A 16797-nucleotide genomic window follows, 5' to 3' on the forward strand; every position below is an offset into this window, starting at 1 on the left:
CCTATTCTTCTCCATAACTGAATTTCAGCGGAGTTAATGCTTCGATCAATGGTTTCACCCTGTAAATATTCCTGTTGAATTTATTGCCAAGAATAATAATCGTGAGTGAATCAGGAAGCACACGGTAAAACGTTGAATTATTACCATGCCACCAGCCATTGTGATAAATGATCTTGTTATTATTTGCTAATGTGTACATTCTCCAGCCAAAACCATAATTATGAATGCCGGGCTTCTCAAAACTGTAAGGTTGAAATGCTGAATCGAGAGTTGATTGTTTAAAGAGTTTATTTCCATACAGTGCCTGATCCCATTTCAACAGATCTTTCACCGTGCTGTAAATATTTTTATCACCATAAGTTACATCCAAATAAGTAAATGCTTCCTGCACACCATTCCACATATAAGAAGGTGTAGCCGTTGCAGAATCGTTACGGTTAAACACTTTGGTGTTGGTCATTTGCAGTGGAGTGAAAAATGTTTCCTGCAAATAATCTGCATACGATTTGCCTGATACACGTTCAATGATCAACGCCAGTAATACGAAATTTGTATTTGAATAATTGAAACGTCTGTTAACAGCGTTTTGAAGATCCGGTTTGTGTTGAATTAACGTTTGCAATACATCTTCATTGGTAACTTTTACATTGTCGTCCCAATTTATCTTTTCAAGATAGTAAGCGTAATTAGGTAAACCACTTCGTTGGTTCAATAAAATTTTAACCGTCATACCTTCATAAGGAAAACCGGGAAAGAATTTTTGCAAAGAATCATTGATGTTCAGTTTGCCTTCTTCTGCCAGCTTCAACACAGCCATAGCTGTAAATGTTTTAGTAGTAGAAGCAATATGAAACGGTGTGTTGGCAGTAATAGAATCTTTCCCTTTCAAATGAGCAAAGCCATTGTATTGTTCAAACACCACCTGGCCTTTTTTGGCAACCAGCATAGCTCCATTGAACCCGGTTCGCTTCAACGATGAATCATAAAAATCCTCAGCAATACGTCTGCATCTTTCAGCCTCAGCTTTTGAAAGGCTGCTTGCAGCTACATTAATAATATCCTGTTCTGCCTTATTTTTCTTTTTTGTGGAAGACGCACCGCAGCCCGAAAGTAACAGGGTAGCGGCGATATAATAAAAGAACGTTCGTTTTCTAACCAATGTCATGCTTTAAATTCGGTCGTTTGGATTGAATAATAACGGTGATTGTTTGTCCTTATTTTGAAAATTTCAAAACAACCCAATTCTATTGTTGTTCAGTGGACTATCTTTGCGCTGCAAAATAAGCAAATCATACATACGATCATGGCAGAAAAAAAGACTACCAGTTACCCCAAAGACAAGATCAATATTTTATTGCTTGAAAATATCAGCGAAGCAGCTGTGCAAAATATAAAAGACAGCGGATATGCAAGTGTTAAAAAACTCAGCGGTGCTTTAAGTGAAGAAGAACTTATCAAAGAAATAAAAGATGTGCACCTGCTTGGTATCCGTTCAAAAACACAGATCACGCAGAAGGTGCTTGATGCTGCCAATAAACTTCAAGCAATTGGTTGTTTTTGTATTGGTGTAAACCAGGTGAATTTGAAAGCCGCTACGTCCAAAGGAGTAGTTGTGATGAATGCACCTTATAGTAATACACGTAGTGTGGCCGAATTAGTAATTGGTTTAAGTATCATTCTCATCCGTCGCATTATTGATAAGAACAAAGCGGCACATGAAGGAATCTGGAACAAGGACGCAAAGGGAAGTTATGAATTGCGTGGTAAAACGCTTGGCATTATCGGTTATGGAAATATTGGAAGCCAGGTAAGTGTATTGGCAGAAGCTCTTGGTATGAAAGTGATCTACTATGATGTTGTAACAAAATTGCCATTGGGTAATGCTGTTCAGTACAGGCATATGAAAGATGTGTTGAACAAAGCTGATATTGTATCGTTGCATGTACCGGAAACAAGTCAAACAAAGAACCTCATCAATAAAGCAGCCCTTAAACAATTTAAAAAGGGAGCGATTCTTTTAAACTATGCAAGGGGAGAAGTGGTTGATCTTGATGCATTGCGCCAGGCATTACTTGATAAACATTTATCAGGAGCAGCAATTGACGTATTCCCTTGGGAGCCTGAGAAAAATGGAGATCGTTTTCAAACACCATTACAGGATCTGCCAAATGTTATTCTTACTCCACATATTGGAGGAAGTACAGAAGAAGCTCAGGAGAATATTGGTGAAGATGTAAGTAATAAACTGGTGAAGTATCTGGAAGGTGGTACCACTATAGGCTCACACACAGTGCCTGAGTTAGCATTACCTGTGCAGGAAGGTACACACCGCATTTTGCATATTCATAAAAATGTACCGGGTGTACTGAGCCAGATCAATACACAACTCAGTAAACACAACATCAACATACTTGGTCAATATTTAAAAACAAACGACCAGATCGGTTATGTGGTGTTAGATGTTGACAGTAAACTCTCTAAGAAAGCAGTTGAGCTTTTGAAAGAAGTAAAAGAAACGATTAAGGTGAGGATGGTGTATTAAAACGAAACTTCCACAAAATGAGGCCCCGTTCTTGCGGGGCTTTTTTATGGGCAATTAAATTATTCCGATATTTTCAAAAAATATTGAAAACTTCGTAACTTTACAACATCAAACAAACAATATGAAACTCATCATACTCGGTGGCGGCTTCGGTGGTTTACGGTTAGCGAATCTTCTCAGCAATAAAGAAGGGATCGACATTACTCTCATTGACAGGTTTAACTATCACCAGTTTCAACCTTTGTTTTACCAGGTGGCAACAGCAGGGCTAGATGCATCGAACATTTCGTTCCCTCTACGTAAAGCTTTTCAAAAAAGTAAGAATGTGCGTATCCGTATGGCAGAAGTGGAGCGTATTGATACAGTTGCCAAACAAGTGATCACAAATGAAGACACTTATACCTACGATTATCTTGTAATTGCTACCGGTGTTTCCACCAACTTCTTCGGCAATAAGAACCTGGAAGAACATGCATTCCCAATGAAAAGTACTGTGGAAGCATTACAGCTGCGTCATAAACTCATACACAATTTTGAAGATGCATTGCATGCAGACAATAAAGATGAATTACAACGCTTAATGAATGTGGTGGTTGTGGGTGGCGGACCAACAGGTGTGGAACTGAGTGGCGCTATTGCTGAAATGAAAAAATATGTGTTGCCGAAAGATTATCCTGAACTCGATTTCAGCATGATGAATATTTATTTGCTCGAAGGCACAGGCAAAACTCTTGCAGCCATGAGTGAACAAAGCAGTGCACATAGTTTAAACTATCTGCAACGATTGGGTGTTACCGTTATGACCAATTCTTTGCTGCAGGATTATGATGGCGAAAATGTAACTCTGAAAGATGGTACAAGCATTCCTTCTAAATTAGTCATATGGGCGGCAGGTATCAAAGGAAATATTCCGGCAGGTATTGACCCTTCCTTAATTGCACGAGGCAACCGTATTAAAGTAGATGAGTTCAATTTTGTGCAGGGACTTAACAATGTATTTGCCATCGGCGATATTGCATATATGGAAGAAGAACAATTTCCCAATGGTCATCCACAGGTTGCACCCGTTGCCATACAGCAGGCCACATTACTGGCAGCAAATTTGCTGAATCTGCGACAAGGAAAAATTGCAAAAGCATTCCGATACAAAGACAAAGGTGCTATGGCAACTGTTGGTCGCAACCTTGCTGTGGTGGATGTGCCAAAACCAAAGCTCCACTTCGGTGGTTTCTTTGCATGGCTCATCTGGATGGGTCTGCACCTCATGTTGATCCTTGGTGTAAAGAACAGGTTCTTTGTGTTTACAAACTGGTTGTATAATTATTTTACTTACGATCAGAGCTTGCGGTTGATCTTTAAAGAGTTTTATAGAAGAGAAGGAGAGGAGAAGGGAATTGGGAATTAGGATTTGGGAATTAGGATTTGGGAATTAGTAATTAGTAAGCAGGTAGATAAGTATAGATGTAGATAAGTATTCAGTCGGAAGCTTGTCAATTTTCTGAATAAAAGTAATTGATGAAATGAGTGATAAAAAAACAGAAACAAAAGCATTTCTTACAGGCGAATGGCGGAACCTGGTGATGATGAATTTTGTGGTACCGGAACATGTATTAAAACCTCATCTTCCCAATGGAGTTGAGCTCGATGCGTTTGATGGGAAATGTTATGTAAGTTTTGTGGCCTTTCATTTTCTTGATACCAAAGTAAAGGGTATCGGCTTTCCGTTTCATAAAGATTTTGAAGAGATCAATCTCCGGTTCTATGTAAAATATCCTTCGGCTCAGGGAATGAAACGTGGTGTTGTGTTCATCAGTGAACTGGTGCCCAAACGCATGATTGCGTGGATCGCTAAACTTATTTACCAGGAAAAATATTCTTATTCTCCAATCAAAAGTAAGATTGAACAAACCAATGAACGTTACCTCACTTTTGAATGGGGTAGGGAACGGGAACATGAGTTGAAAGTTGAAACAGCCATACAGGTAAAGCCGATTGCAAAAGGCAGCAAAGAAGAATTCATCTTTGAACATTACTGGGGTTATACATCGCTGTCAGCTTTTCGCACAGGTGAGTATAAAGTTGAACATCCACGCTGGAATATTTATCCCGTCAATAATTTTTCTTACAAGATCGATTTTGGAAAACTTTATGGCGAAGGTTTTTCTTTTCTCAACGATAAGCAACCCGATTCGTTGTTTGTGGCCGAAGGTTCGGAAGTGAGCGTGTATGAACGTACGATACTCAAATAATAGCTATTACTGCAGCATCCTGTTTTAACAGCTGACTGTTGAAGACCTGTCTGGTAATAAAAAAATCAGCTAACTTTCCCTGTAAAAACATTCGGCATGAAAACAACTCCCGAACATGATGAACGCATTGCAAAAATGATCTTTGCATCAGTATATCCGCATTATGTAACAAAGGTTGAAAGTAAAGGCAGAACAAAAAAAGAACTCCACCAGGTAATAGAATGGCTCACCGGTTTCGATGAAAAAAAACTGCAGACACTTATTGATGAACGAGTAACGTTTGAAACTTTTTTTAAAAAAGCAAAACTCAATCCCAATGCTCAACTCATTACAGGCATGATCTGTGGTTATCGCATCGAAGAAATTGAAACTCCCTTAACAAAACAAGCCCGTTATCTAGATAAGCTGGTAGATGAATTAGCCAAAGGCAAAAAAATTGAAAAGATATTGCGGGTGGCGTAACTGATAGAACAGCATCTAAACTGTTATCATTTCTTTATGGTGTGCTTCAGCAAAAAATAAGGTTCATCAGCAGCAAATCGCTACTGTTCATCATCCGGGCTTGACGGAATTCTGTTCATCAATTTATTGTTAACTTCAACTTTTTAACCATTATTCGGCTGCAGTTCCGGGCGGACACAACAACAATTATCCCGCCTTCGGCAATACTAGGCCGTTGTACGCAAATTTAGCCAAGCCTCAATCAACATCAGTATGAATATACGTACCTTCCGAAAGGTTGTTTCTATTGTAACTTGTATTGCTTTTTGCTTGATATCCTATTGTCAACGACCCGACTCTCTTAAAATTCGTGCAGTAGATAGCCTGCTCAATGGCAGTATGAAATCAATGAGCATTCCAGGTCTTTCGATATCGGTGTTGAAGAAAGGGAAGGTCATTTATAAAAAAGCCTTTGGCTACAGTAATATTGAACTAAAGTCTCCATCGACAATCCAGTCAAACTATCTCATTGGCTCTGTTACAAAAACATTTACAGCAGTTGCAGCAATGTTGTTATGGGAACAGGAAAAATTCAAGCTTGATGATGACATAGGCACTTATTTACCAGACCTCCCATCTCATTGGAAGCCTGTCACTATCAGGCAGCTTTTGAATCATACTTCAGGTATCACCACTAATCTGGAAAAGCCCGACTCCTTCTGTAAGTTTAATTATACAATTGAGAACTATACACATCGAAATGTCATCGAAGAAACAGCTTGTCTTCCTTTACGTTTTGCACCGGGATCAAAATTTGAATATAGCGGTAGAAATTATTTTTTGATTGGAATGTTGATTGAAAAGCTGGCGGGAAAGCCATACGAAGAGTTTTTGAGGGAGAACATCTTTCTTCCATTGGTCATGGACAAGACAAGTATGATTAATTATGAAAAACTTATTTCGAATAGAGCGGATGGGTATAATCTGGACAACGGTATTTTTATTAATAGTCAGCAAATGAACCCCGTTATTGAATTTTCCGATGGCGGGCTGGTTTCAACAATTGAAGACTTAGAAAAATGGATGGTTGGGCTAAAATCAGGTAACGTGTTGAAGCAAGCTACCTTAGATATGATGTGGAGTAATCCTGTCCTATCAGACGGTAAAACAGCACCATACGGTATCGGATTTGGATTGTCACCCTATAATGGACAGCGAAGAGTTGGGCATACCGGTGGAATCCCTGGTTATTCCAGTTGCATAACTCATTTTATAGATTCAGACGTTATTGTAATTCTGTTATCGAACACTTACCATGAAAACTATAATGTAGGACTTCTCGGTAACCGTGTTGCCGAGCTATTTGGCAAATAAGCTGCGTACAACAGCAGTTTTGCAGAAGCTGGGCTGACGGACTAAATTTAAACTGTCAATCACTATCCATCATTTGTGCATAGGTTGAGCTGACGAATTACAAATAACCAACCTTCGCAAAGCTGATAGACGTTGTACGCTACCAATTGACAGTCCAAATTATTCATCATCGTATGACTGACTTTCTCAAAAAATACTTTCACGATACAGTCGATAATGTAAATAAATTTAACTCACCTGCAACAGATGGACAGATTTTGCAGTTAGAAAATCAATTGCAAATAATTCTGCCAGAAGATTACAAAGAATTTCTGCAACAGACAAACGGGTTTAAAGGACTCGTAAACGAATTCATTGTAGACTTTGACTCGACTGACAAAATCTACCAAAGCACGCAGGATGCTTTGGCTCAATTTTTTCCTTGGGCTATTTATATAGGCACGAACGGTGGCGGAGAAATGTTTATTATTGACAAGCGACAAACTCCTTATCAATTTGGGCTTTTACCCAACATTGCGGACGAGAAGGATTTTCTTCCGTTGGGCGACACGTTTGCAAAGTTTATTCAACGGCTTTATAATGACACAGCGTTTGACAAAATATAGTTGGACTGTCCGAAGGCAGCGTACAAAATTGGGTTTTATGTAAGTTGGGCTTGACAAGCAAACTTCAGCCAATTGCAAATCCAAGTTGTGGTTCGATTTGGATAAACAACTTTCAACTTTAGTTCTTACATTCAATTTTGTATTTTATTCTGCAGCGGTTACAGGCGATCGGAATAGTATTTCCTAATCTTCAAAAAGCGCATGGCCCTGCTTTTAATTTACTGGCCCTTTAAGAAATGCATAAACTTTTTTGTTACATACCGATTTTACTTTCTGTCTTTTCCTGTAAGCAATCAGTTACCGGAGATATTTTAATTGAAAATGTGAATGTAATTGACATGGAAGCCGGTAAAATTATTCCTAGCCAGGATGTAGTTATTACCGCAAATAAAATAACAAACATCGTATATCATGGCGATATTGATATTCATTCAAACACTGTTATTAACGGCAGTAATCAATATCTCATTCCCGGGTTTTGGGATATGCATGAACATATGATGCGGTACCAATGGTACAAATCACAAATGCCACTGTTACGGGCAAATGGCATTACCGGGTTTCGTGAAATGTGGGGCGATCTTACTATTGCAACCTACGTACAATCCCAAATTCAAAACGATAGCTTGCCTTACTTCCGTTTTGTTGCGTCCGGACATATTCTGGATGGAAAAAAAGCTTTCTGGGAAGGCTCAATACCTGTTGCAACTAAAGTCGCCGCTATAAAAATTGTTGATTCATTGCGAAACGCTAAAGTAGATTTTATTAAAACGTATAGCTTTTTGTCGCCTGATGTGTTTTATACAATTGCAGAAAGATGTAAGGAAAATAAGTTTCCATTTGCCGGGCATGTACCTCACACTGTATGGTTAACAGAAGCATCGGATGCAGGAATGGCATCGATGGAACATTTATATGGTTTTTTAACGGAGGCTTGTTCAAATAGTGATTCAGCCATGGCACTTATGAAACGATCGGTAGCAGCATTTGAAAGCGGTAACAAAGAAGAAAGGGCAAAAATATCCCTACTTTTTCATTCCCTTGTTCTAAATAATTTTTCAGAAGAAAAATTAATAACTATTGCAAAGAGATTGAGAAAGAACAATACTTACATCGTACCAACTCTTGTAACGTTGCGGGGGCAATATTTTACTAACGACACGTCATTCACCAATGACCCAAGATTGAAGTATATGTCAAAGGAAACGCTTGAATACTGGAAAGAACAAACCAGAAATGATCTGGAGAAGAATACCGACATTCAATGGCAGAATATGCGAAAACGCTGGCAGATAGAGAAACAGATAATGAGGATATTAATTTCAGAGAAAGTTCCCATAATGGCAGGTACCGATGCTGATAATCCGTATGCATTCCCGGGCTTCAGCCTCCACGATGAAATGGCTTTATATGTTGAGTGTGGAATGACGCCATTAGAAGCCTTACGCTCGGCAATAACTGTCCCGGTAAAATTTCTTAAAATGTCCGATTCATTAGGAACTATTAAAAAAGACAAACTTGCAGATTTGGTTTTATTAGAAGCAAATCCACTTGACGACATAAAAAACACAACGAAGATAAATACGGTTATTGCGAACGGCAGGTTGTATGACAAAAAGTATATTAATTCAATTTTAAAAAAGTAATCAATTCCGTCGGCCCGGGGTCTGGTGCAACCGACCCCGGGAGTTAGAATGCTTAAACAAGGTTTGACAAGAACTCCAAATCCAACAATTAAACAACAACATTCGATACATGAGCATGATTGCCAATTTACTTCGGGTTACAACTTCTGAGCTTGAAGAATATTTGAAAGACAGCTCTTTACTGGAGAGCAGAATTTATAATGATGAGACTGACGAAGAAGACCCCAACTTAGTTGACATCGATCAATCATGGGACGGTATTGTCTTTTTATTAACCGGGAATAGTTTTGAAAATAATACACATCCTTTGGCGAACGTGTTATTCAGCGACCAGGTGATAGACGAAGAACAGGATCTTGGTTACGGGCCGGGGCAGTATTTAACTGCAGAACAGGTAAAAGAGCTGCATGCACAAATTGCAACCATTTCAACCGAAGAGCTAAAGAAGAGATTTGATGCCGGCAAAATGAAGGAGGTGGGCGTTTTTCCAGATGTGTGGGATAACCCGGATACAGTTGATTACCTGATTGAATATTTCGAAACCATTAAGGAAGTGTATGCACTGGCGGCTAAAAACCATGAAGCACTTATTACGTTTATAAATTAGGATGAACAGCCAAACAACCTTTATAAATACCTTACCCAATACGAATGCTCAGGAATCTTTATAAAACACTCTACAAAACATTTTACTACAATCATTTTGTGTATGTGGTGCACGCTCCGTTGGAAACTGTGATTGAGCAGCTTGATCATTTGTTCAGGGAAAAGTCGGGGCTTTTCAAATCGCCCAATTTAAGCGGCAGGTTTATAAGTTTCCCCGGTAGTTTCCGGATGACAGCAAAATGGTCGCTTGGCATTATTCAAAACTTCGAAAAAGACCCTGCCATTTTAAAAGGACTTTTATCCAGTGCCGGCGATACAAAGACAAGGATCGACATTTCAATTCGTCCCAACTCTGTGTTTTTGATTCTATCCATCTTTTTTTTACCCATCGGTTTGTACAATCTTTATCAAGCGGCCACAACAAAAGACGCAAACAGCTTACTCATCGGTTTGTGGATGACGTTTGTTGCAATTCCGGTTTTATTTTTCTTTGCAAGAGGCGCATCAAACGCACTTCGAAAAAATTTTCAACAATATATGAATGTAAGACCCGCCAGTGAAGACGAATTGTTGTAATGGTAAAGCTTTAGAATATATAAATCCCGGGGTCCACTGCGTGATACCCCGGGCATACAACGTAAATTAAAAGCAGGGTAGTGCTTACGTTGCACTGGTTGTCACCGCAGCTGTTACAGCAGCCTGTGTTGCAGCTGAGGCGGCAGCAGCCGATTCGTTTGTAACGCCAGCCATACTAATGAAGTTATAACCCCATCCTTTCAGTTCGTTTACCCATATGAGTGAGCCATCTTTTGCACTTAAGCAAAACAAGATACCCGATGAGGCAACAAAAATTTTGTCGGCTTCAACAGAAATTTGTCCGTAGTTATACCCGTTACTGTTTTTATGGTACTCTTTCAGTTTAATTTCCCAAACAATGGAGCCATCTTTTTTATTTACTGCGGCTACTTTTCCTTTTGACAGAATATAGAGGTGATTGACAGGTTTCATGTTTTTTTTATAAAAATAGGAAATACGCCTGAAGAGAGGTGAAGGAGTTGGTTGGCTATAAAAAAACAATCCGTAAATCTGGGGGACTGTTGCAACCGACCCGGGAGTCAACGTATGAAAATCCGGTCACCATTATTTGAGACCACGGGCAGATGAAAAAGTGCTGTCTAAGCTTTATTTAAAATTTGCCTTTTCGTTTCCTCATCACGCTTGCTTAAATAATTATCAATTGCATCCTGCATATCACGCACTGCCATTGATACTTCCTGGTAATTTGTGCTGTTAATCTCGGCCTTGGTTACTTTCCATTTTTGCCGTTTTAATTCGATTCTTTTTTCCATTAAAATAAAGCGGTCGCTCTTTCCTTTTATTTTAAAACGCTCTACCTGTGGGCTGCTGTAATAATGTTCCACTTCCATACGAAAGCGGCCCTTGGTTGTTGTATCAACCGTTATATAAAAACTTACGTTGATATTCATAGAGACGGCAGATTGTCATAATGAAATTCTTTTGTCGGGTCATCGGCATACAGAAAGTTTTTGGCAACAGGCCATGCTTTTATTTTAACAGGATCGTATTGATGGGTTGCCAATTTTGCAATGCGTTCTTCCGTTAAATCGTTCTGTATCCATTCAAATGCCAGTTCTGGTGGAAGAATAACAGGCATGCGTTTTTTGGTATTGTGTATCTGAATCATGGGGCCCACGGCATTGGTTGTAACAACCGCAAAGGTGGCTGCTTTCTGATCTATTTCGAGATTATGCCACACTCGTGAAACCCCCGCCATAAAAAAATATTCTTCATTATTGTCAACCGTTATATAGTAAGGTATCTTCTCTGTTTCTTTTAACGGTTGCCCACGTTTGCCAATTTTCGGAATATGCCGCCATTCAAAGAATCCGGTTGAAAGTGCCAGTACTCGTCCCTCTAATGCCCCTTCACGATACATCGATTCTCGTCCTTTTTCATTGATGAGAATGTTTTCGCCTTTAGCATTGAGCCAGGTAAATTTTTTACGTGCTGCACTCAGCTCATCAGCATCATGAATTGATTCGGGAATATATTCCCAATGCATCAGCTGTATATCAACATCAGTTCCGTTACCGACAGGTACAATCACCGGCCAGTCACGATATTCGAATCCGTTTTGTACGGGGCGGTTTAAAAAAAGAAGATTCTTTATTTCTTTTTCAATGGCCATAAGGCGTAAGTATTCGGCACGGGTAACCCGGCAACCATTGTAGTAACACATAGTATAAAGATAATTTTTATTCCTGTCAACGATTTTCAAATGATAACAATAAAGTACATGCACACACTTATGCCCCGTTGCATAGTACAGTTAACAACGACATCAGCTAATCGCAATGACACTAACTGGTAACACTTCTAAGAAACTAGTGACTTAAATTTCCTGCTATAATATCTGTATCAGTTTCAAATAAGTTGAGTACCCAGTCAGGCGGTTTCTTATGTAGGTTTTTTACACCGGCGCTTTCGAGTATTTGCCGTAATAGTTGAGGTTTGTCTTTTTTCCATATTAAGGCTCTTGTAATACCCACAGCTTTTGTTTCTTCCTGTTGTTCAAATTTATGGATATGGTACACCCATTTTTCATCCCAGCCCGCTGTGGTTACTTTAAGTGTAAATTTTGTCCAGCGTTTTAGTGGTTTTCTGTAAATGATTTTTTGTGAGCCAAGAGTAGGCGCTAAACCCTTCAAGACAATTTCACGATAAAGTTTTGAACGGGCAATCATCTCCCAACGTATAAAGTCCATATACGCTGCATATTTGAATGCGGTCATCACACGCAACCCATCACAGTCAAATAGTCGAACTGTAAATGTTCTGCTCAGTTCTGCCTCAACGTCTATTTGTTTCTGAAAATTTTTCGCAATTAGAATCCTGATAATACGATACCAATAGTAGAACATACATGATATGTTTTGGTGGTGGGGAAACAAGAGAACGCTTAACTCTTAAATATACGCAGCGCCCTTTAAATTCTTACCTCGTTTTGTCGAGCAAAAGTCTTGTGTAGCCAATCTTGCGAGTTCTACTATATAAATCCAGGTATCCAATAAGTGACAGCACGGGCGTACAAAAGCAAACTGATGTATGGTTCATAAATGATTGGCACGATATTCACACCCTGCATTAAAAAATAACAACTTAATTTATGAAGAATATTTTCTTACTGCTGTCAGGTATCATCATTACCTGTAGCATACAGGCGCAAAATAGCCAGTCGCAAAGAACAGGTGCGGTATATATTACTGTAAACGGGAACAAAAATCTACAGGTTGCCATTGATGGGGTTGTAAAAACATTTATCAGCACAGCCAGTACAAGCACTGTTAATAAAACTGCTCCCATTGCCAATCTTGAAGCAGGTATGCATACCCTCACTTTTCCCGGAACAGGGGCAAACAATAACCGCACAGGTGAAAACATGACAACAGAATTTAACCTGAGACGGAATTTTGATATGCATATTAATGTTAATGCGGATGGCAGCATTGAATTGATTGAAAAACGAAAAGCAGGTGGGGGCAGCAATGCTTCGCAGTTCAATACCACGCTGCGGAACCTGAAAGCACAAACAACCAATCAAAGCAGGAATGCATATTTAAACTCATTATTTAACACGCCTAATACTTATTTTACATCTATACAGGTTGTACAATTGCTGCAACAAATACGTGTAGAGGCCGACAGATTGCCTTTGGCTAAATTATCGTTCCGTACGGTAACAGATCCGGCTAATTTCAGCCCGGTATATGGTTTATTTAATGTGCAGGCAAACAGAACCGAACTGGAGAATTATGTAAACTATTATGATGCAAACACTGCTGGTTCTGCAACAACAACTAATGGCACGGCGATGTCAGACAGTTATTTCAACAGCTTATATCAAAACATCAGGTACCAGTCGCCCGTTTCAACACAGGTAGCTTCAATCAACAATGCATTTAATGTATCAGGTAATTATTTTACATCCAGCCAGGTGGTGCAATTGCTGCAATTGATTACGGCGGAAACAAGCAGGTTACAATTGGCAAAAGCATCTTATCGCACAGTTGTTGATCCAGTAAATTTTACAGCCGTTTCTAATTTATTGTATACACAAAGCAGTCGTGATGAACTTTCGGCGTATATCAATAATGGTGCTACAGGAACCACTACTGCAGGTGCAGCAATGTCGGAGGCAGATTATACAACTTTACACCGTTCCATCAGCTCTCAGTTTATGCCCTTTTCAAAAATAACCATGCTCACCAATACCTTTAATAACACTGCTTATTATTTTACCAGCAGCCAGGTGAGAGGTCTTTTATTATTAATCAGCAGCGAGACAAACAGGCTGCAGTTAGCTAAAAAGGCTTATCGTAATACAGTTGACCGTGTAAATTATACGCAGTTAAACGACTTGTTTACCACTGCAAGTTATAAAGATGATTTAACTGCCTATGTAAAGGCCTACAGAGATTAAATAGTTACTATCTGTTCTTATGGAAGGGTCGTTCTTTTTTAATGGAAGGGAATGATCCTTTTTATTTTTTCGGCAACTTTGTTACGGTTCCATATTAGGATTTTTTCAAAAATGTGAGCGGTGGGCCAATATGTTCAAACCCATGTGCTTTCCTTGCTTTATCTTTTTCTTCTTCCGTCATTTTTGCAATTTCACCATTGTGTACACGGTTAAACCATTCTTCCATTTTACCTGCGGGTTGAAATAACATGAGCAGTTTACTTTCTCCCTTACCCACTTTTGCAAATGTATGTGGCACACCACGTGGGCCAAACACACAATCGCCGGCTTTTGCATGATAAAGTTCATCACCCACTTTTATCATATACTCTCCTGAAATGATGTACCACCATTCGTCCTGTTCATAGTGAAAATGTAATGCCGGACCTCCTTCTTTCAATCTGGTTGAATCAAAGATGTACAGATCGCCATCTGTATCCTTGCCCGATACTTTACAATAAAACTTATCGCCTTCAAAAAGCGACAGGGGTTTGTTAAAACGGTCATTGCCGTTTTTAACCATAATGCCTTTGCCAACCCTGGTTTTTTGTTTTCTACCTGCTTCTGTTTTAAAAGGCGCTGCTGCTATGCTGCCTATGGCCAAACAAAACTTTAGAAAAGAACTACGTTTCATAAAACTTGTTTTTGGCTGAAGAAAGAGTGTTGTTTAAAGCTACTTCATTTTCTTCGTTAACACAATGGCCCCCGCAGGTTTTGTTAATTGAAAGATGTTGCGTAAACTAGCGGAATGTATGTGTTGGTAAGCATGGGTAGTTAAACTGCCCGCACAGGTTTTATCAATTTAAACTACACGTAAATCAATATGAACGGCACGCTACGTTATTTGTTAACAATCAGTTTTATCCTCTGGAAGTTTAGCAGCTCTGCGCAACAATTACATTATACTGCAACGCAAACTGAACTTATACACGACAGTATCAGTAAAAGCAGGTGGGATATTGGCGGAAGTTTATCGCAATACAGTTTCAGGTATATGTCGGAGTTTTTTCCGGTTAGTATAATTCGTAAATCAAACCAGGCTTATGTATTCAGAGCGAACAACAAAAAATCAGTTGACAATATTGTTGTGAAGTCTGGAAAGAATACACTCACGCTCGAAAACTATTTAAAGCAATTACATTTTGCAGGTTTTATTGTTGTGCATAAAGGCGCCATTGCTTATGAAAAGTATTTCTCCATGCTTCCCGAAGATCAGCATACACTGCAATCGGTAACCAAAGTAATTACTTCGCTCTTAATTACCGGATTGATCAATGAAGGTAAAATTGATATGAACCAGTCAGTTGAAAAATACATTAGCGATTTAAAAGGTTCTGACTGGCAGGGTATATCGGTAAAAGATATTCTGAATATGCGTTCGGGCATGGACAGTTATTCGATCGATTTCGCAAGTGGACCGTTTACAAATCCCTTGCATAAAAATTATCAGCTTGAGTCTTCACTGGGTGTGTTGCCAAAAGCGAACAAAACGCCGCTTTCTCCTTACAAATTCATTGCAGGTATAAAAAAAGACAAGATGCCCGGTTTAAATGCCGAATACTCAAATCTTAATACGTTTGTTTTAGGATGGCTTGCCGAAACTGTTACAGGTAAAAAGTATGCTGACCTTGTATCAGAAAGAATATGGAAGCCGATGGGTGCATCATCCAATGCGTATGTATGTGTTTCTGATAAAGGTATTCCATGGACGCATGGAGGTATGTCGGCCACACTCAGAGATCTTGCACGTTTCGGAATGCTTTTTACCAACAGCGAAATCAAAGCAAGAAAAGAAAACCTGATCAGTTTTAAGCAGGTAAAAGAGATTTTTGATGCGCCACCAATAACCAATTCCTTTGCGCCATTTAAATGGGCTTATCAATGGGATCTTGCCAGTGATGGCATTATGATGAAAAGTGGTTTTGGCGGACAGGCTTTATACATTCATCCGGAAAAAGAAATCGTTATTGCCTGTTATAATTATATTGACAGCGATTGGAGTATTATGAACACTATTTCTGATGCGGTGATCAATGATATTATAAAAGCGGTTGAGAAGTGACGCTTGTGAAAAGTAATCATTCTTAAACCGACAAGAATAAACACAATAAAAAGCAAAACCAAATGAGAAAAATTATTTCATTTATGCATATGTCGCTTGACGGATTTGTAGCAGGACCGAACGGAGAAATGGATTGGATCAAAGTTGATGAAGAAATTTTTGATCATGTTGGTAAACGGATAAGCAAAGGGGACACTGCATTATATGGACGTGTAACTTTTGAAATGATGGAAAGTTACTGGCCTACGGCAGCAGACAAGCCAACTGCGACCAAGCACGACATTGAACATTCAAAATGGTATAGCAAAGTGTACAAAGTTGTTTTATCAAAAACATTGAATGACGAAGGTTTTACTAATACACAAATTATCAGCGACAATCTTACTGACAGAATAAATGAAATAAAACAAGGGGAAGGTGAAGATATCCTGCTTTTTGGCAGCCCCACAGCAACACATTCTCTTATTCAATTAAACTTAATTGATGGCTACTGGCTGTTTGTTAATCCAATTATTCTTGGGCGTGGCATTCCTTTGTTTACAAACACCAAAGAGAAAATAAAATTGAACCTTTTAACTACCAGACCATTTACTTGCGGAGTAACTCAACTGAATTACACAGTAGACAAATAATAATTATTTGCAGTTGATGGTGTTAGCCTGCTCGGATTTAACTTCAGCATGCTATAATCAAATATGAAAAAGATTTGCAGAGGCTAGGAGACGTGCCCAG

General features: G+C 39.0%; 18 protein-coding genes. 12 read left to right on the plus strand and 6 right to left on the minus strand.

Annotated elements, in window-relative coordinates:
* Window position 1: 1 nt before the first annotated feature.
* Window positions 2–1165, minus strand: coding sequence for a serine hydrolase domain-containing protein (locus WG954_RS15785; protein WP_340437660.1), 1164 nt, complete (start codon window positions 1163–1165; stop codon window positions 2–4).
* 138 nt (window positions 1166–1303) lie between these two features.
* Here WG954_RS15785 and serA point away from each other — a divergent pair, with 138 nt between their 5' ends.
* The 9 genes from serA (at window position 1304) to WG954_RS15830 (ending at window position 10039) form a co-directional block, all read left to right on the plus strand.
* A complete protein-coding gene (serA, locus tag WG954_RS15790) occupies window positions 1304–2542 on the plus strand; it encodes a phosphoglycerate dehydrogenase (RefSeq protein ID WP_340437662.1) in 1239 nt (412 codons plus the stop codon).
* Window positions 2543–2663: 121 nt separating this feature from the next.
* Window positions 2664–3947 carry an NAD(P)/FAD-dependent oxidoreductase gene (locus WG954_RS15795; RefSeq protein WP_340437663.1) on the plus strand — a complete coding sequence of 428 codons (1284 nt, stop codon included), beginning with the start codon at window positions 2664–2666 and terminating at the stop codon, window positions 3945–3947.
* 115 nt (window positions 3948–4062) lie between these two features.
* On the plus strand, window positions 4063–4791 hold the full coding sequence (locus tag WG954_RS15800; protein WP_340437664.1) for a YqjF family protein: 729 nt from the start codon (window positions 4063–4065) through the stop codon (window positions 4789–4791).
* A 96-nt stretch (window positions 4792–4887) separates the two neighbouring features.
* Window positions 4888–5253, plus strand: a complete 366-nt coding sequence (locus tag WG954_RS15805) for a DUF2200 domain-containing protein (RefSeq protein WP_340437665.1) — start codon at window positions 4888–4890, stop codon at window positions 5251–5253.
* 252 nt (window positions 5254–5505) lie between these two features.
* A complete protein-coding gene (locus WG954_RS15810) occupies window positions 5506–6606 on the plus strand; it encodes a serine hydrolase domain-containing protein (RefSeq protein WP_340437666.1) in 1101 nt (366 codons plus the stop codon).
* 173 nt (window positions 6607–6779) lie between these two features.
* Window positions 6780–7211 carry an SMI1/KNR4 family protein gene (locus WG954_RS15815; protein ID WP_340437667.1) on the plus strand — a complete coding sequence of 144 codons (432 nt, stop codon included), beginning with the start codon at window positions 6780–6782 and terminating at the stop codon, window positions 7209–7211.
* Between the two features lie 236 nt (window positions 7212–7447).
* Window positions 7448–8857: an amidohydrolase family protein gene (locus WG954_RS15820; protein WP_340437668.1), complete on the plus strand. Its 1410-nt coding sequence runs from the start codon at window positions 7448–7450 to the stop codon at window positions 8855–8857.
* Between the two features lie 109 nt (window positions 8858–8966).
* Window positions 8967–9464: a YfbM family protein gene (locus WG954_RS15825; RefSeq protein ID WP_340437669.1), complete on the plus strand. Its 498-nt coding sequence runs from the start codon at window positions 8967–8969 to the stop codon at window positions 9462–9464.
* Between the two features lie 44 nt (window positions 9465–9508).
* Window positions 9509–10039 (plus strand): hypothetical protein, encoded by a 531-nt coding sequence (locus WG954_RS15830; protein ID WP_340437670.1) that lies wholly within the window; start codon window positions 9509–9511, stop codon window positions 10037–10039.
* A gap of 84 nt (window positions 10040–10123) precedes the next feature.
* Here WG954_RS15830 and WG954_RS15835 read toward each other — a convergent pair whose 3' ends face one another.
* The 4 genes from WG954_RS15835 to WG954_RS15850 all read right to left on the minus strand — a co-directional run bounded on the left by WG954_RS15835 (window position 10124) and on the right by WG954_RS15850 (window position 12405).
* Entirely contained in the window at window positions 10124–10471 is a 348-nt protein-coding gene (locus WG954_RS15835; protein WP_340437671.1) for an outer membrane protein assembly factor BamB family protein, read from the minus strand.
* Between the two features lie 167 nt (window positions 10472–10638).
* Window positions 10639–10950 (minus strand): hypothetical protein, encoded by a 312-nt coding sequence (locus WG954_RS15840; protein ID WP_340437673.1) that lies wholly within the window; start codon window positions 10948–10950, stop codon window positions 10639–10641.
* Window positions 10947–11672: an SOS response-associated peptidase gene (locus WG954_RS15845; RefSeq protein WP_340437674.1), complete on the minus strand. Its 726-nt coding sequence runs from the start codon at window positions 11670–11672 to the stop codon at window positions 10947–10949. Before WG954_RS15845 ends, WG954_RS15840 begins: the two co-directional genes overlap by 4 nt.
* A 196-nt stretch (window positions 11673–11868) precedes the next feature.
* Window positions 11869–12405: an acyl-CoA thioesterase gene (locus WG954_RS15850; protein WP_340437676.1), complete on the minus strand. Its 537-nt coding sequence runs from the start codon at window positions 12403–12405 to the stop codon at window positions 11869–11871.
* Between the two features lie 245 nt (window positions 12406–12650).
* Here WG954_RS15850 and WG954_RS15855 point away from each other — a divergent pair, with 245 nt between their 5' ends.
* Entirely contained in the window at window positions 12651–13964 is a 1314-nt protein-coding gene (locus WG954_RS15855) for a proline and serine-rich protein 1 family protein (RefSeq protein WP_340437678.1), read from the plus strand.
* 94 nt (window positions 13965–14058) lie between these two features.
* On the opposite strand, the gene WG954_RS15860 is transcribed toward WG954_RS15855, so the two are convergent.
* Window positions 14059–14637 carry a cupin domain-containing protein gene (locus WG954_RS15860; RefSeq protein ID WP_340437679.1) on the minus strand — a complete coding sequence of 193 codons (579 nt, stop codon included), beginning with the start codon at window positions 14635–14637 and terminating at the stop codon, window positions 14059–14061.
* A 189-nt stretch (window positions 14638–14826) separates the two neighbouring features.
* Between WG954_RS15860 and WG954_RS15865 the strand changes: the two genes are divergently transcribed.
* Together WG954_RS15865 and WG954_RS15870 are read left to right on the plus strand one after the other, a co-directional pair.
* Window positions 14827–16065: a serine hydrolase domain-containing protein gene (locus tag WG954_RS15865; protein WP_340437680.1), complete on the plus strand. Its 1239-nt coding sequence runs from the start codon at window positions 14827–14829 to the stop codon at window positions 16063–16065.
* Between the two features lie 62 nt (window positions 16066–16127).
* Complete coding sequence (locus tag WG954_RS15870) at window positions 16128–16697, plus strand: dihydrofolate reductase family protein (protein ID WP_340437682.1); 570 nt, start codon at window positions 16128–16130, stop codon at window positions 16695–16697.
* Window positions 16698–16797: the final 100 nt, after the last annotated feature.

Source organism: Lacibacter sp. H375 (genome assembly GCF_037892425.1).
In the GTDB taxonomy this organism is placed as follows: domain Bacteria; phylum Bacteroidota; class Bacteroidia; order Chitinophagales; family Chitinophagaceae; genus Lacibacter.